We start from the raw sequence: 16,399 nt of genomic DNA on the forward strand, positions 1-16,399 counted from the left end.
ACTCAAAAAGGGAGGCGGAGTGTATGGGAGCTATACGGGAAGAGGAAGGAAGGCTACCTGAAGTAATTCAACCCCGCAGCCTGCACGAAGCTTGGGAGAGAAAAACGGCGTTTGGAGACAGTGCTCGATATGTTGCAGGGGGAACACTGCTGAGAACAGGGTGGGAAAATGGAACGACTCATATGCCCAAACAGCTGATTGATCTTCGGCAAATTACAAATCTCGGCGACATTACCTTAACGGAATTTCACTTATCTCTGGGCGCTCTTGTTCCACTCTCCCAGTGCCGCAGTAATGAGCATTTGCAGGCCGTAGCTCCTGCGCTGCAAGAGGCTGCACGTTGCATAGCGGCTCCGTCGGTGCGTAATCTTGCCACGCTCGGGGGCAATATCGCTTCTGGCTTCGGAGATATTCTACCTGCGTTACTGGTCTATGACGCGGAGTTAATCTCCTTTGACGGCAAATTTATGACGGCACTACCTTTGATAGAGTGGCTAAACAATCACTGGAGCGGGATAAAACCTGCGGCGGATCTTGTGGCTGAGATTCGCATCTCACCTACTCGCTTAGAGAGTCCGTTAACGGATAGGCTAGAAATTTTTCGTAAGGTTGGCCGCAGGGAAGCGTTCACCCCTTCACTTGTAACGGTAGCAATCTCAGCATCAATCGATGAGGAACACCGTTTCCGTGAGGTGCGTATCGCCGCAGGTGGGGGCTCTGGGCGGCCACAGCGACTAAGTAGGGCTGAAGTTATGCTTGAAGGTGTGAGGTATACAGATGAGCTGTTGGCTTCTTTATATGAAGGGGTTGAGAACAGCTTTGAGACGTATAGTGATCCCTTTGCAACAGAACTTTACAAGAAAAAGACTGCTGGGAATTTGGTTGTATCTGAGCTGTGGAAGGCTATGAATATACGGAGTTTAGAGGTGAATAACCCGACGAAAGGAGAGAGGGAAAATGCTGCTGAATAAGGAATCCAGCGGTAGCCGCTGGCGTACACGACCTGATGGAGAGGGCAAGGTATCCGGTAAGCTGCAGTATTTGACCGACATGAGGGCAGAAGGAATGTTGATCGGCCGCGTGCTCCGCAGTGAGCAGGCACATGCTCGTATTTTGTCCATACGCATTGAGAAGGCCGTTGAAGTCCCTGGTATACACGCTGTAATCACTCATGAGGATGTGCCCGGACTTAACGGCTTTGGCATAGCTTTGCCGCATCAACCGGTATTTTGCAGTGACCGTGTGCGTTACACTGGCGATGCGATTGCGGCAGTCGCGGCTGAGACGGACGAAATTGCGGAATACGCCTTATCTCTTATCGAAGTGGATTATGAGCTTCTACCCTTGCTGGAGAATCCGGAAGAGGCGATGAAAAAGGACGCAATTTTGCTGCATGCCGAGGGAAACGTGCTTCATCATACGGAATATCGGAAAGGGGAGCCGGAAACGGTATTTACGGATTGCTGTCATGTGGTAGAGGAGACTTACTATACACCACGCCAAATGCACACCTATATGGAGACTGAAGGTGGACTGTTTATCCCAGAGGATAACGGACGGCTTACCGTATATTCAGCTACACAACATGGGTTGATGGATCGCCTGCAGCTATCCAGAATTCTGGCTATTCCTCAAGAAGATATTCGCGTCATCTCGAGTCCTATCGGCGGGTCCTTTGGAGGAAAAGACGAGCTGAATGTACAGCCGTATGGAGCGCTGCTCGCCTTGCGGACACTCCGTCCGGTAAGACTGCATAATTCGAGAGCTGAATCGGTACGTGCAGGACTAAAACGCCATCCCATGAAAATCACCATGAAGACTGGCTGCGACCCCGAAGGAATCATCAGGGCCCACCAGGTCAGAATTATTTCGGATACGGGAGCTTACGCAACACTGGGGGCGGAGGTGCTCAACTTTGCGACAGAACATGTGATGGGCCCCTATATCATCGATCATGTGGATGTGAAGGGTTTTGCTGTATATACCAATAACGGTGTATCTGGTGAATTTCGCGGGTTTGGCGGCAATCAGGCGATTTTCGCTTTGGAGGGACAAATCGATCGGTTGGCTGAGCGATTGCAGATCGATCCGTGGGAAATACGCCGCCGCAATTTGCGTAAATATGGAGATCTGGGGCCACTGGGTCAGGAAATTGCTCAGACCGATGGTGCCTTTCAGGTGTGGGAAGCGCTGGCGGGTTCGCCTCTTATGACTGAGGCCGCATCTACAGACAGTGATTCAGGTGTTGTGGAACCTTGGATCGTAACTGGAACGGGTGCTGCTATAGCTATGCATGGTGCAGGACTTGGTTATGGTATTCCCGATCCGGCGGGTGGCAGGCTCTCTTTGACGCTAGAGGGCAAGATTGAGGCGGTGTTTGGTTACGAGGAGTTTGGTCAGGGCTTAATTGCAACAATGGAACAAATGCTGATTGAACAGTTTGGCTTGGCGGCAGAGGATCTAAGCATCGTCATTGGCGATACGGATGTTGTGCCCGATAGCGGATCTAGTACGGCTTCCCGATCAACCAGCATGATGTGGATGGCCTTGAAACGGCTCCGTCCAGACTTCACCACTCAAGTACTGCAGGCAGCTGCGATGTTAAAGCCGGAGCTGGATAACTATGAAATGAAGCTCGGCCCTGGCGGCATTTGGCTAAAAGACGGCGGTCTGCTTCTGACTTACAAGGACTTGGCACAGCGTATTTCAGAACCCATTGTCTGTAATACAAAGTTTACTTATCCAACCACACCCTTTAAAAGAGTGGGGGCACATTTCCTATACACCTATTCTGCAATCGCAGTCCGCGTGGAAGTTAATCTGCTTACTGGACGTGTCCGTGTACTGGACCAATATCATGCGGTAGCGGCGGGACCGGTGGCTAATCCGCAAGGTTATCTCGGGCAGATCGAAGGTGGCAGCAGTATGGCGGTAGGCTTCACTTTGTCAGAGGATGCTGTGATGTCAGGCGGCAGCTATGTCACCAAAAATTTAGACACCTATTTGGTGCCGACCATTGCCGACATGAATGGCAGCATTCAGGTGCAGCCGATAGAGGATTTGCCGGATCATGACACGTACGGTCCTCGCGGCATTGGAGAGGTGGGTTCCGTCAATTTAGCTCCGGCAGTCGTGTCCGCCATATTTCAGGCTGTAGGGAAGCGGGTAACCAAGCTGCCCATTGATCCCGAATGGCTGCAGTCTACACCGTTTATTCCACAAAAGGTGGTGAACATCCATGCCGAGTCATAATTCAGATCACAATCTAGATGAAGAGAACCCAATCCCAGCTTCGTCTGAGGAAGCCTTCACAGAAGAGAGGTTCACCTTTAATTGCAATCTTAATGGGAAAGCGATATCCATGGAGATTCCACCCTCCCGTCGGCTTTTAAATGTCATACGTGAAGATTTGGAGCTGACCGGCACAAAACGTTCTTGTGAGATTGGCCGCTGCGGGGCATGTATGGTGCTGGTGGATGGACGTCCAGTGAATTCATGTCTGGTTATGGCCTATCAATGCTCAGGTGCGGAAATTACAACAATTGAGGGTCTTAGTGAAGTAGGCTTACATCCCGTTCAGCGGGCTTTTTTAGAAGAGGGGGGGTTCCAATGCGGTTATTGTACACCAGGGATGGTTATCTCGGTAGTTGCTCTGCTGGAAGAGAACCCGCATCCTACTCCGGCTGAAGTGGAAGAAGCTTTATCGGGTAATATTTGTCGCTGTACGGGGTACGGTGGCATTTTACGAGCTGTTAACAAAGCTATTGGAGGTTGAGTGGATGGTCGTTTCTGAAGGCAGGTTTACGTTGGAAGAGATAAATGCCATGAGTATAACGGATTTTGTGAAGCATCTAGGCGGCATTTTTGAACATTCACCGTGGGTAGCAGAGGAGATTTATAAGCAGATTCCGTTCCATTCTTTAGAGCATTTGCATAGCACAATGATGCAGACCGTACTGAGTGCTGACCGGAGCCGAATGGAGGGACTATTAAAAGCTCACCCAGATTTGGCGACTAGGCTTCAAGTTACGGCTTTGTCTGCCTCGGAGCAGCAGGGAGCTGGACTGGATCGGCTAACAACGGAAGAGTTCAATCTATTAAATGATCTGAATCGAAAGTATACGGACAAATTTCATTTTCCTTTTATTCTAGCTGTTCGTGGCAAAAACAAAGATGACATCATCAGCGCCATTGGAGTGCGAGTAGAGCGTTCCCCTCAGGAGGAATGGGTTCAAGCCTTTTCTGAAGTCGGTACAATTACGAGATTTCGCCTAAGTGATTTAATTATTTAATTATTCATTCACTCATTCATTCATTGATCATAAACGGGGAGGGTGTCAGCCATGCTGGAACCAATTAACGGACGTACAATGTTTTATGGAAAAAGTGATGTGCTAACTTATCGTACCTATGCTAAACCGCTGGCCGTTACCCCCGCTCCCGAATCTTCCTTCACGGGCTGCGACAACATTATATTCGCACATAATATTACATTCGCAGTCACGGGCGAAGCGTTTCTTCCTTCTTTTTCAGAGGGGAATAATTCCATGGTCGTTGCTACCGATTCTATGAAAAATTTTATCCTGCGCAATACCGCGGACTACACTGGAAGCACAACGGAGGGGCTACTGCAGCTTCTAAGCAGCCGTTTTCTCGATAAATACGATCATGTCACCGCAGTTTCAGTTTCCGCAGACCGGTTACCTTTTGAACAGGTGATGGTGCCCGGGGTTGAGGGGCTTAAACAGAGTCATTTAGTACTGCGTCACTCCAATAATGAATCTTATTCGGCTTCGTTAACTATAAAACGTGGAGAGAATGGGACTGAGGTTATCGCTCATGAATGCCGATTGAAGAATTTACAGCTGATAAAAGTAAGTGGAAGCTCGTTTTATGGATTCGTCCGTGATGAGTATACAACATTGCCGGAGAGCTTTGACCGTCCGCTTTATATTTTTCTGAATATTAACTGGACCTACAGTGATGTTGAGCATGCTCTGGATGGAGATTTAGGCCAATATGTGGCTGCGGAGCAGGTTCGCGATATCGCCCATAGCGCTTTTCATGAGCTGAACAGTCCTTCAATCCAATCGTTGATTTATCAAATTGGGCTGCGCGTATTGTCCCGTTTTCCACAGCTGGCTACCGTTTCATTTGAGTCCAATAACCGGACTTGGGAAACCATTGTTGAGCCTGAAGAAACTAAAGGTGGAGTCTTCACCGAACCTCGTCCACCCTATGGTTTTCAGGGCTTTTCTGTCAGCCGTGCAGATCTGGCCGGAGAGACAGCGTAATGAGCGGGCGTCTTACCACCCATGTGCTGGATCTGTCGCGGGGGATTCCTGCTACAGGTCTGACGCTTCAGCTCTGGAAGCTTACGGATGGGATGAGCAAGCTTCTGTGTGAAGAAGTCACGAATAGTGACGGGAGGCTGGATGCTCCGCTGCTGGAGGGAAACGAAATGGAGGCTGGATGTTACGAGCTGCTGTTTATGGTTGGCGATTACTACCGTAGAGCTGATGCCAAAGCGTCAGCAGCTGACATAGGAGTAACAAAAAGCGCAGTAGACACTCAACGTGAGATGTCTTTTTTTCTAGAACAGATACCTATTCGCTTTCATATAGAGAGCTCCATGCAACACTACCATGTACCTTTGCTAGTAGCTCCTGGTGGATATAGTACGTATCGGGGAAGTTAAGAGAAAGTTGACGACCGGAGGAGGTGGCAGCTCATGAAGGAATCCTATGAACTTGTGATTAAGAACGGGAATGTAGTGCTGCCCGATCAGGTACTCAAGCTGGATATTGCAGTATCAGAGGGTAAGATTGTCGAACTTGGAGAGGAACTTTCGCTTGCGCCGCTAACCAAAGTCATCGACGCAGATGGGTTTTATGTGCTCCCCGGTATGATTGATATGCATGTCCACTTTAATGAACCAACGTTTGGACGTTGGGAAGGCTTTCGCAGCGGTTCTGCGGCGCTGGCAGCTGGCGGCTGCACAACCTATGCAGATATGCCGCTTAACGGCAATCCACCGACTGTGAACGAGGCTGCACTTCGTCAAAAGGTAGATGCTGCGGCTGGAAACTCTGCCGTTGATTATGTGCTGTGGGGTGGGCTCGTTCCCGGCAATCTGGATGATTTAGAAGTTTTGGCAGCCTCTGGTGTCACTGGGTTTAAAGCCTTTCTCTCCAATCCTGGAGGGGAGGGCGAAGGCAGATTCCGTGAAGTGGATGAGGATACACTCTATCAAGGGATGCAGCGAATCGCTTCTCTGGGCGGGATTTTGGCGCTTCATGCAGAAAGTGAGGCTATCACGGCGGTGTTGACCGCAGATGCAGTGCGAAATGGCAGAACCAGCGCAAGTGATTTTGCGGCTTGCCGCCCAGCTGAAGCAGAGCTGGAGGCAGTGTCCAGGGCGCTGCTGTACAGTGAACGTACGGGCTGCCGGTTGCATTTTGTTCATATTAGCACGGCTGCTGCCATTGAGAAAATCTATGAAGCTAAGCTTCGAGGTCTGGACGTTTCGGCCGAAACCTGTCCACATTATCTGGTCCTCACTGAAAATGATATGGAGGCGTTAGGACCTGTGGCGAAGTGTGCGCCTCCGCTGCGAAGTGCGGTGGAGCAGGAGAAGTTATGGGAGATGCTAGCCCACGGCAAAATCGATCTGATCGCTTCGGATCATTCCCCCTGTCCAACGGAATTGAAGGTGAAGCCGGACTTGTCTTTTTTTGCAGCTTGGGGTGGGATCTCGGGTGCGCAGAGCAGTCTGGAGCTTATGTTCCATGAAGGCGTGAATGTGCGGGGATTGCCTGTGACGTTAATTTCTCGTCTGCTCGCAGGGCAACCCGCAAAACGGTTTGGAATAGAGCATCGTAAAGGCGCTATAGCCCTAGGTCTAGATGCCGATCTAGTTCTGCTGAATCCAAATACAACCTATACGCTGACTGCGGAGGATTTATTGTATCGCCACAAGCACAGCCCCTACATCGGAAGAACTTTGTCCTGCAAAGTAGTTGCTACGATCTGTCGCGGGAATGTGATCTATACCTCTGAAGAAGGAGTGATCAGTGAGGGGGGTGGACAGTGGCTGCGAATTAGGAAGGAGCAGTACAGCCTATGAATGATTCCAGAGTTCAAGCGTTGACTCAGAAACTGCTGGAGCTGCTGGAGGAGCTGGCGGCATTCAGCACACCTGGGCCAGGAGTTACTAGACTGCTATATACGGAGGAATGGAGCCGGGTGCAGATTTTTTTGCAGGAAAAAATGGCTGGGCTCGGCTTAGAGGTTTCCGTAGACAAGGTTGGCAATGTATATGGACGATTGAGTGGACGCGATCCGCAGCAAAAGGTTATTTTAACCGGATCGCATATCGATACTGTAGTCAATGGCGGAAAATATGATGGTGCCTATGGGATCGCTGCGGCTATGATTGCGCTTCAAGAGTTGCAGAAGAACTTTGGTCAGCCGCAGCGGACGCTTGAGGTCGTATCTTTTTGTGAAGAAGAGGGGAGCCGATTTCCGCTTGCTTATTGGGGCTCGGGCCATGTCACGGAAAGGTATGACGGAAGCGAGGCCGAGACCTGTATGGATGCAGAGGGCGTGACGTTAAAAGCAGCAATGGCACAATCCAGCTTCTTACAGGACATAACGGAGGAGAAAGCTTCTAAGCGGAATGGTGTCAGAAATGATATTGGTGCTTTTGTAGAACTGCACATCGAGCAGGGGATTATTCTGGAGAAAACAGACACTCAGATAGGCGTTGTTCAGGGGATTGTTGGCCAGAGACGATATGTGGTCAAGGTCAGGGGTATTGCTAATCATGCGGGCACGACACCGATGTTTATGCGGCAGGATGCACTGGCTAGTGCGGTTGAAATGCTGTACGTGCTTGAAAGTTCTGCTAAAACGGCTGGTGAACCTCTTGTAGCAACCTCGGGTAAGCTTGAGGTGTATCCGAATACGCCAAATGTGATCCCGGGTGAGGTTCTTTTTACATTAGATATCCGCCATAGTGAAGAGGACGAATTGGAACGTTTCTGTGAGAAGCTTCTTGCGGAATGTAATGAAATTGCCGTTAAACGTGGGGTAACTCTGGAGGTTACATCCGTGCTCCACACAGTCCCTGCACCTATGGATATGAAGCTATCTGCAATGCTGGAAAATATCTGCCGCCAACAGGGGAAGACGTACCGCACGATGGTAAGTGGAGCGGGACATGATGCCCAGCTATTGGCGCCGCGTTGCCCTACTGCGATGATATTTGTGCCAAGCCGAGCTGGCATCAGCCATTCTCCGGAAGAGTATACCTCCCCTGAGCAGCTCGCGGCTGGGCTTGAGGTTCTGACTGCGATGTTATATGAGTTAGCTTATTAAAAAGAGTTCGCCGAACTTTTAAGGGAGGATCATCATGAAGCGTTACGAAGATTTGTCGCCGTCCCAACGCTGTATTATGACTCCGGGTCCGGTCGAGGTAGATCCGCGTGTACTGCGGGCGATGTCTTTTCCGGTGCTGGGTCAGTTTGATCCAGAGTTCACCTCTATTATGAATGAAACGATGGAAATGCTGCGGGAGCTGTTCGCTACTCGTAATTCATGGGCTTACCCTATCGATGGTACCTCCCGTTCTGGAATTGAAGCCGTGATGGTTAGTTTGATCCTGCCGGGTGAGCGTGTGCTGATTCCGATCTTTGGCCGCTTCGGACATCTATTGCATGAGATTGCTGAAAGATGTGGCGCTGAGGTGTTCGTGCTGGAAAAGCCATGGGGGAGTGTGTTTGAGCCGGATGAAGTGATAGCAGCTATGGAGACTTTTAAGCCACATGTGGTGGCAATGGTTCATGGGGAGACCTCTACAGGACGTGTGCAGCCACTCGCGGAAATCGGTAGAGCTTGCCGCCGGATGGATGCTTTATTCATAGTTGATGCAGTTGCAACCATTGGGGGCCTTCCTGTCGAGACAGATGCTTGGATGTTGGATGCCGTCGTTGGCGGTACACAGAAATGTCTGTCCGTCCCTTCAGGAATGGCACCGATAACGTATAATGATCGTGCTGAAGCTAAGCTCATGACCCGAAAACGAGTAGAACGAGGGATTAGAACAAGTGATGTCCAGCCAGGTGACTTATCTTTTGTCCGCAGCAATTATTTCGATCTCGGCATGCTTCAGGATTACTGGAGTCCACAACGTCTCAATCATCATACAGAGATGACCTCAATGCTTTATGCACTGCGGGAGGGCTTGCGGCTTACCCTTGAAGAAGGACTGGATGCCAGATTCGCCAGACATATCCTCCATGAAAAAGCACTTGTAGCTGGATTAACAGCTATGGGTTTAGAACTATACGGGGATCCTTCCTGCAAGCTTACTGTTGTTACCTGTGTGCTGATCCCTGAGGGGATAGATGGGGAAGCTGTCCGTTCGCTGCTGCTGGGGCGGTTCGGAATTGAAATTGCCAGTTCTTTTGGACCGTTAAAGGGAAGGATCTGGCGCATCGGTACGATGGGTTTTAGCTGTCGTGAGAATAACGTGTTGCGGCTGCTTGGAGCGCTGGAAGCCGCATTACAGCGTCATGGATTTAAGGGGCCTTGCGGGTTTGGGGTTCAGGCAGCACTTGACGTATATGAGGCAAAAGTAAGATAATCGTTGGAATAGAGCGGATGGCGGGAGAGTAAAAACAGGGGCATGTCCGGATGGTTTGGACAATCTTTGGGAATAAGTAAACGGCTATCATCTACAGGGATGATTGAGCCGTTTTTTCTTACAAATACAGACCTGCGCAACTATATTATCCTAGGCTTAATAGTTAGGCAATCCTCTATGATTACGGATCTATTCACTACATCAAGACAACACTTGGATACTAACGGGGGAGAGATGAAGATGACAACTTTTACAAGAAAGCCTTTAGCAGATTGTGTACCTGAGCTTGTGGCTACGGCAAGAGGCGATAAACCGGCAACACTGGTAATTACAGGTGGAAAGCTGGTCAACGTATGCTCTGGTGAAATTCTAGAAGGAATGTCTGTTGGTGTTCAAGGTGGACGAATTGCTTATGTTGGTAAAGATGTGACACATATGATTGGCGAAGGAACGCAAGTTATTGATGCGAACGGCAAGTATATAGCTCCGGGATTGCTCGATGGCCACTGCCATATTGAGAGCACCCAGCTAACCGTTACTGAATTTTCCCGCGCTGTTTTGCCGCTTGGCACAACAGGTGGTTTCTTTGATGCGCATGAGATTGCTAATGTATTCGGGCTGAAGGGTATTCAATTGATGCTGGATGAGATGCGGGGTACGCCGTTAGCTGCTTACATGCAGGTGGCTTCTTGTGTGCCTGCGGCAGGTGCGGAATTCGAGACAACGGGTGCCTCAATTGGTCCTGAAGAAGTTGCCGAAGCTTTTACTTGGGGCAAAGATGTGATTGCTCTGGGCGAAGTGATGAATTTCCCTGGCGTTGTTTACGGCGATGAGAAAATGCTTGGAGAGATTCAAGCTACGCTGCGGGCAGGCAGATTTGTTGACGGTCATTTCACATGGCCTTCCAGCGACTGGAGACTGCCAGTGTATGCTGCGGCAGGGGTGACTGGTGATCATGAGTGTGTTACAGCAGACGATGTGATTGAGCGCGTTCGACTGGGCATGTATGCCAAAATGCGCCGGGGCTCGGCTTGGCATGATGTTGCCAAGACCATCACCGCTCATACAGAGCGTGGACTTGATCCGCGCCGCATGATGCTGGTAACTGACGACCGCAGCTCGGAATCGTTACGCGACGAAGGTCATATGGATTTCGTTGTTCGCCATGCGATTGCTCAAGGCGTGAAACCAGTAACAGCCTTCCAAATGGCAACTATTAATACAGCAGAGCGTTTTGGGTTGTCTCAGGATATCGGATCTATTACTCCAGGTTCTTTTGCGGATATTATTCTGCTGGACGGGAATTTGGCCGATGTTCACGTGGTACTTACGATTGCCGCGGGTGTAGTAGTTGCCGAAAATGGTGTGATGACGGCAGAGCTTGCTAAATTCACTTATCCAGAGGAAGTTTTGGCTTCGGTTCATTTGCCACAGCGTCCTACCGCCGAAGATTTCATTATCGCGGCTCCAATTGAAACAGGTGAACTTACTGCAAGAGTTATTAAAGTAAGAGAAAATCATGTAGAGACCATTGAACGTATAGTTTCGGTACCTGTAGTGGCAGGGCAGTTGGATGTAAATGCTGTGGAGGGTCTGTGTAAAATCGCTGTGCTCGAACGGCATAAAGGAACAGGAAATAAATCAGTGGCTTTTGTGGAAGGCATCGGTTTTAAAGAGCCGGCTGCTATCGCAATGACTGTTGCTCATGATAGTCATAATGTACTCGTCATCGGCAATGATAATGAGTTAATGGCTAAAGCTGCGAATGCGGTGGCGGACGCTCAAGGTGGGGTTGCCGTAATTACTTCTAGTGGAGAAACGTTATTCCCGTTGGCCATTGCAGGCCTAATGTCTACAGAGCCATTTGAAATTGCTGCTGAGAAATCAGCTGCGATCAGCAAAGCGTTGTATGATGCCGGCTGTACTTTGAATTACGCGTTTATGACTTTATCGCTGCTTGCTCTGGCGGTTATCCCAACGTTACGTATCACCGATAAAGGACTCGTGCGGATTTCACCTGAGGGAATACAGTTAGTGCCACTGTTTGTTTAAGTAAATTAACTGAAGCATAATCCTAATGCGAAAAACTGTTCTGAGGTCGTAATGACCATTCAGAACAGTTTTTTTTGTTTAAATATAAGAAAGTAAAAGCTTCACATGATGCGTAATCTTTATACATCTTATTGTAATGAACAATAATATTAAACAGATTTTTAGAGAATGAAACATTTTTTTGAGCGAAATCCTAAAAAAATATAAATAAAGCATAGTCAGGTGACGATAATAATGTTAAATTAGATAAAATTAAAGTGAATTAATGGAGTTAATTTTACAATAATGGCATATAAAGAATTATAGATAATGGCAGGTTTCGAATAACCCAACTAAGAGGGACGAGGTGCATGGAGAGATGATCAGACTAGAAACGCAAGATATTTTGAATATTAGCATGAAGCAAATTGCTACTATTTTTAAGATGAAGCCGCTTGAACTGAGATTTGTCACCGATTTTCAGGGTGAGAAATATCTCTTAACTAATGATAAGTTACACCTCAACAACCAGCAATATTGGGCAAAGGTTATGGAATGTGTCTTTGATGATCATGTTAGACCTGTGTTAATGTGTGAGGTATTATATTTCCTTCGTAATGAATTTCTGGAAAGTGACATTAAGTTATGTTTTTCTTATGATTACGCAGAGGATGGGAATGGCGCAGCTACAGCTATGGCTGAAGTATCCTTTAATGACTCAGCAGATTTACAGCCGAGTGAGATTGCCGAGCTGATTGATTTTGCGTTGACCTTACAGGACAAGCAGTGGTTCCATGAACTGACTACGAAATATAAGCAGCTTATAGCATAAGTATCCTTTCGATTCTTCATGCTTAACAATTGATATAGCTAACCGTCTTGTCTGCAACAGAGATGATCTGTGGACAAGACGGTTTTTGTTTTACCACCCTTGGGCATTTTTTTCTACAAGTTCAGCCAAAAAATCAAGCCAATCCTCATGGTTATTCAAACAGGGAATTGCCATAAATTCCTCTGCTTGTCCTCCACCAGCCTCGAATTGTTCTCGTCCTTCTATGGCTAGCTCATGCAGCGTTTCCAGACAATCGGTCACAAGACCCGGTGAAAAAATCAGAGGTCTACGTATTCCTCGTCCGGCAAGCTCTCCCAGAACATCCGCTGTAGACGGTCCTACCCATTCTTCTCGCCCGAAACGTGATTGAAAACTAAGCTGCCAGCGTTCGGGCTCCCAATTCATAGCAGAAGCAAGAAGACGTGCGGTTTCCATACATTGCTGCGGATAAGGATCACCGGTATCCGCATACCGTTTGGGAATCCCATGGAAGGTCAGTACAAAATAATCAGGTTCTATGCTCAGATTCTCCATTTGACGCAGCAGGTGTGACTTCAAGGCTGAAATATAACCGGGCTCATTATAGTAGGCATCAATAAATCTTAGAGCCGGAATTAGACGTTTAGTTACAGGTCCAGTGGAGCTTTGGCGACCTAAGGCTGCAAAGCTGGCTTGATCGAATACGGATGCGGTAGTCGTGGACGAATATTGCGGAAACAGCGGCACAATGATAATTCGGGTAACTCCGGCCGTGTCGAATTTCGCCATCGCTTGCTCCATGCTGGGTTCGCTATAAGCCAATCCAAGCTCTACCTGATACCTTGGACCCAGCAGTTCTTGCAATCCAGATTGCTGAGCTGAAGAATGAAGGAGCAGTGGTGATCCTTCGGTTGTCCATATTTGACTGTACAGCTCAGCGGACCGGCGTGGACGTGAACGCAGAATCACGCCTCGCAGCAAAGGCTGCCACAGCAGAGGAGAATAATCTATGATTCGGCGATCTGATAAAAAACGTTTCAGATAAGGCCGTACAGCTTTTGCAGTTGGTGCAGTAGGGGTGCCGATTTGGGCGAGTATAACTCCAATAGGTGGCTGTTTGCTCAAAGCACAGAACTCCTTTCCCATATAAGAGATCGTTCTAAAATAGCATAGCTAACCTTGAATGCACAGTTATTGAGATCACTTTGCGTGTATAAATTAATTTTAATCGCAAATAGTGATGTTTCTTATAGGGTGTGTGATTTTCGATACAGAAGAACCGCAGAAAGGTCTGGTAGTATCAAACCAGAAATTGATGGAAAACGGGTGTAAGTGTTTTTATAATAACTTATGTGAATTATTTCACCTTTTATGCAGCTTTGTGTTAAAAGGAAGAAATGAAATAGATTCAAGATATTTTTTTTATTGAAAATCGAGCGTGCAAAAGCATGAGAGGGGGGATGAGTTCTTATGAAGAGAGAAGTTATGCTTCATAAGAAGAGAAGGGGCGCATCGTACGAAAAAGGTTTGGTTAACAAAAAGCTACATATCACTGGGGTTTGGTAAAGGAGAATTTTCATTGAAAAAACTAATTTCTTTAACGGTTAGCGCGGCTATATTGTTAGCGCCGTTTGCTTACACACTTAATGTGCCTGCTGTAAACTTGAAGGTGGATGCAGTATCGGCAGCCTCCGAAGAAGCGGATGCACCGGCAGCAAAACCAACAGCAAAACCAACGGCAAAACCAGCAGCAACACCAAAAGCAACGGCAAAACCAGTAGCAACACCAAAGCCAACAGCAAAACCAACAGCAACGCCAAAGCCAACGGCAAAACCAACAGCAACGCCAAAGGCAACAGCCAAACCAGCAGCAACCCCAAAAGCTACAGCAGCACCAGTAGCAACCCCAAAAGCAACCGCTGCACCAGCAGCGACAGTAGTACCAGCGGAAACTGTTAAGCCTGTGGCTACAGCAAAGCCTGTTACAGTTAATGAAAACGTATACCAGGATGGAGTTTACGTAGCTTATGGCGATGCATACTCCAAAGGCACGGAAGGTGCCAAGATCGAAATTAAAGATGGCAAAATTACTAGCATTGAGCTTTTGAGAACCAGTCCTAAGCTGATTGATAGAGATGCCCGTAACAATTATAGTGCTTTATGGCAAGCTTATGGATTGATGAAGGATAGATTGCTTGGCAAAACAAGAGATGGAGCAGCGGCAGTTGATGCTGTTTCGGGAGCTACCCGCTCCAGTAATGGCTGGAAATTGTCTGTAGATAGAGCGTTTGAAAGAGCTCTAACAGTGAAAGATACAAATGCCGTTTACTTTGATGGAGTTCATATGGGCGTAGATCCTACAGGTAAATATTCTGTATTTGCGACCTACGAATCCAACAAGCTCACAGATGTTAAAGTGTATCCTATGAACAGCGCTGGTGATTTCATTGAGGAGAAAGCTTACACAGCTGAGCAAGCGGCAGCGGTTGCAGCTATAGCTCCAGCCTTGCTGGCCAAAGGAACAGAGGCACAACCTGCTGCAGGTCTTGAAGCCGACTTTAAAGCAGCGATTAACGCTTTCTGGGATGCTGAGCAGAATGCAATAATCAACAATACATCTGCTTATGTAGACGGATTCTATTCCTCTTATGGTACGGCAAGAAGTGTTGGCGTTGAAAGAGCTGACATCGTGATTCGCAACGGTAAGTTGGTTGATGTGAAGCTGTTTAGACTTGGCAATAACCTGATTGACAGAGGGGCAACAGCTTATGCGGAAGTAGTAAAAGCAAATGCTCCTATGACAGCTAAGCTGCTAGCGAATGGTTCATATATCGCTAACTATGATGAAAAGGTTGACGGAATTTCCGGAGCTACGGAAAGTAGTCACAGCTGGAACCAAGCTGTAGAAAGAGCATTTGAGAAAGCGCTAAAGGTTCCTGCTGAAGGTCAATATTTTGACGGCAAATTTGCCGGAGTAGATAATCAATCTAAAGTGCTGCTGCTAGTTGATGTTGATGCAGATGCGGTAACAGGCATTAAAGTAAGTCTGTTTGGAGCTGACGGCAAGCTGATTGCTGACGATAAACTGAGTGCAGAACAAAAAGGATGGGTAGCTACACTCACATCCGGGCTGTTAGAAAAAGGTGTGCAAATGGCCGATATTACAGGCCAAGAAGCATTGTCGGCAGCAGCTAAAGCAGCACTGACAGATGCTTTGACCAATGCATCCAAAGTCCAAGGAACCTATAAAGACGGAACCTTTACTGCATTTGGTGATGCTTATGATAAAGGAACGAACAGAGCGGACGTTACCCTGCGTAACGGCAAAATCGTAAATGTAGCATTGTATCGTGTAGGAATGAACCTTGTAGATAGAGGGAACGCTGCTTACCCTGAGGTGGTAAAAGCAATTCCTCAGTTGACGGCTAGCTTCCTCGCAGCAGGTACTAGAGAAGGCGTGCAGGAAGTAGATGCTGTGTCCGGTGCAACTAGCAGCAGCGTGGCTTTAAAGACTGCGGTGGATAGAGCATACGGAAAAGCTGAGGTTGTAGAAGCTAATAAAGCGGCTTATTTCGATGGAATCTTCATTGGTGTAAGTGCCGATAAGCTTGTAAATGTTATGGTGAATGTAGAGTACGGTGTTCCTGTCAAAATGCTTGTTTATTATTTGGATAAAAACGGAAGTGTAAGAACAATCAATCAGTTAACGGACGCGGAGCTGGCAGTGAAAGGTGAAATCGAGTCGACATCGACCGGATATAGCCTGCACAAATATGGTTACCGTCCAGCAGTCTTCGGAAAAAATGATGCAGAGAAAGAAATATCCGCTAAAGCGGTAGAAGCTATTAAATCAGCACTTGAATCGGCTGGTAAATAATTATCGTTTTATAATAAAAGGAGGATATTCCAGT

13 protein-coding genes are annotated in these 16,399 nt (G+C 47.7%); 12 read left to right on the plus strand and 1 reads right to left on the minus strand.

What is annotated here, in order from left to right; all coding sequences use genetic code 11:
- Positions 1 to 23: 23 nt before the first annotated feature.
- From MKZ16_RS06680 to MKZ16_RS06730, 11 genes are all read left to right on the plus strand, one after another.
- Positions 24 to 971, plus strand: a complete 948-nt coding sequence (locus MKZ16_RS06680) for an FAD binding domain-containing protein (RefSeq protein WP_076107240.1) — start codon at positions 24 to 26, stop codon at positions 969 to 971.
- Positions 958 to 3,252, plus strand: coding sequence for a xanthine dehydrogenase subunit D (pucD, locus tag MKZ16_RS06685; RefSeq protein ID WP_076107239.1), 2,295 nt, complete (start codon positions 958 to 960; stop codon positions 3,250 to 3,252). Before MKZ16_RS06680 ends, pucD begins: the two co-directional genes overlap by 14 nt.
- Complete coding sequence (locus MKZ16_RS06690) at positions 3,239 to 3,775, plus strand: (2Fe-2S)-binding protein (RefSeq protein WP_081382493.1); 537 nt, start codon at positions 3,239 to 3,241, stop codon at positions 3,773 to 3,775. The genes pucD and MKZ16_RS06690 overlap by 14 nt, the downstream gene beginning before the upstream one ends.
- A gap of 4 nt (positions 3,776 to 3,779) precedes the next feature.
- The gene (uraD, locus tag MKZ16_RS06695; protein WP_076099506.1) at positions 3,780 to 4,292 is read left to right on the plus strand and encodes a 2-oxo-4-hydroxy-4-carboxy-5-ureidoimidazoline decarboxylase; all 513 of its coding nucleotides are present in this window, start codon (positions 3,780 to 3,782) and stop codon (positions 4,290 to 4,292) included.
- A 51-nt stretch (positions 4,293 to 4,343) separates the two neighbouring features.
- Positions 4,344 to 5,294, plus strand: coding sequence for a factor-independent urate hydroxylase (gene pucL / locus MKZ16_RS06700; protein ID WP_076107237.1), 951 nt, complete (start codon positions 4,344 to 4,346; stop codon positions 5,292 to 5,294).
- Entirely contained in the window at positions 5,294 to 5,698 is a 405-nt protein-coding gene (uraH, locus tag MKZ16_RS06705; RefSeq protein WP_076107235.1) for a hydroxyisourate hydrolase, read from the plus strand. The genes pucL and uraH overlap by 1 nt, the downstream gene beginning before the upstream one ends.
- Positions 5,699 to 5,731: 33 nt before the next feature.
- Positions 5,732 to 7,126, plus strand: a complete 1,395-nt coding sequence (locus MKZ16_RS06710) for an allantoinase (RefSeq protein ID WP_076107234.1) — start codon at positions 5,732 to 5,734, stop codon at positions 7,124 to 7,126.
- The gene (locus MKZ16_RS06715) at positions 7,123 to 8,379 is read left to right on the plus strand and encodes a Zn-dependent hydrolase (protein WP_076107232.1); all 1,257 of its coding nucleotides are present in this window, start codon (positions 7,123 to 7,125) and stop codon (positions 8,377 to 8,379) included. The genes MKZ16_RS06710 and MKZ16_RS06715 overlap by 4 nt, the downstream gene beginning before the upstream one ends.
- A 34-nt stretch (positions 8,380 to 8,413) precedes the next feature.
- A complete protein-coding gene (locus MKZ16_RS06720; protein ID WP_076107230.1) occupies positions 8,414 to 9,646 on the plus strand; it encodes an alanine--glyoxylate aminotransferase family protein in 1,233 nt (410 codons plus the stop codon).
- 234 nt (positions 9,647 to 9,880) lie between these two features.
- On the plus strand, positions 9,881 to 11,698 hold the full coding sequence (locus tag MKZ16_RS06725) for an adenine deaminase C-terminal domain-containing protein (RefSeq protein WP_076107291.1): 1,818 nt from the start codon (positions 9,881 to 9,883) through the stop codon (positions 11,696 to 11,698).
- A 358-nt stretch (positions 11,699 to 12,056) separates the two neighbouring features.
- A complete protein-coding gene (locus MKZ16_RS06730) occupies positions 12,057 to 12,509 on the plus strand; it encodes an IDEAL domain-containing protein (RefSeq protein ID WP_076107289.1) in 453 nt (150 codons plus the stop codon).
- 90 nt (positions 12,510 to 12,599) lie between these two features.
- Here the strand turns inward: MKZ16_RS06730 and hemH are convergent, their stop codons facing one another.
- Complete coding sequence (gene hemH, locus MKZ16_RS06735) at positions 12,600 to 13,613, minus strand: ferrochelatase (protein WP_036680010.1); 1,014 nt, start codon at positions 13,611 to 13,613, stop codon at positions 12,600 to 12,602.
- A gap of 454 nt (positions 13,614 to 14,067) precedes the next feature.
- On the opposite strand from hemH, the gene MKZ16_RS06740 reads away from it, so the two are divergent.
- Positions 14,068 to 16,365, plus strand: coding sequence for an FMN-binding protein (locus MKZ16_RS06740; protein ID WP_076107229.1), 2,298 nt, complete (start codon positions 14,068 to 14,070; stop codon positions 16,363 to 16,365).
- Positions 16,366 to 16,399 lie beyond the last annotated feature (34 nt).

It is taken from the genome of Paenibacillus sp. FSL R5-0928, assembly GCF_037970385.1.
In the GTDB taxonomy this organism is placed as follows: domain Bacteria; phylum Bacillota; class Bacilli; order Paenibacillales; family Paenibacillaceae; genus Paenibacillus_AQ; species Paenibacillus_AQ odorifer.

Coding starts and splice junctions, on each gene's coding strand:
- MKZ16_RS06680 (WP_076107240.1), top strand. CDS start 24: ATGGGAGCTATACGGGAAGAGGAAGGAAGGCTACCTGAAGTAATTCAA.
- pucD (WP_076107239.1), top strand. CDS start 958: ATGCTGCTGAATAAGGAATCCAGCGGTAGCCGCTGGCGTACACGACCT.
- MKZ16_RS06690 (WP_081382493.1), top strand. CDS start 3,239: ATGCCGAGTCATAATTCAGATCACAATCTAGATGAAGAGAACCCAATC.
- uraD (WP_076099506.1), top strand. CDS start 3,780: ATGGTCGTTTCTGAAGGCAGGTTTACGTTGGAAGAGATAAATGCCATG.
- pucL (WP_076107237.1), top strand. CDS start 4,344: ATGCTGGAACCAATTAACGGACGTACAATGTTTTATGGAAAAAGTGAT.
- uraH (WP_076107235.1), top strand. CDS start 5,294: ATGAGCGGGCGTCTTACCACCCATGTGCTGGATCTGTCGCGGGGGATT.
- MKZ16_RS06710 (WP_076107234.1), top strand. CDS start 5,732: ATGAAGGAATCCTATGAACTTGTGATTAAGAACGGGAATGTAGTGCTG.
- MKZ16_RS06715 (WP_076107232.1), top strand. CDS start 7,123: ATGAATGATTCCAGAGTTCAAGCGTTGACTCAGAAACTGCTGGAGCTG.
- MKZ16_RS06720 (WP_076107230.1), top strand. CDS start 8,414: ATGAAGCGTTACGAAGATTTGTCGCCGTCCCAACGCTGTATTATGACT.
- MKZ16_RS06725 (WP_076107291.1), top strand. CDS start 9,881: ATGAAGATGACAACTTTTACAAGAAAGCCTTTAGCAGATTGTGTACCT.
- MKZ16_RS06730 (WP_076107289.1), top strand. CDS start 12,057: ATGATCAGACTAGAAACGCAAGATATTTTGAATATTAGCATGAAGCAA.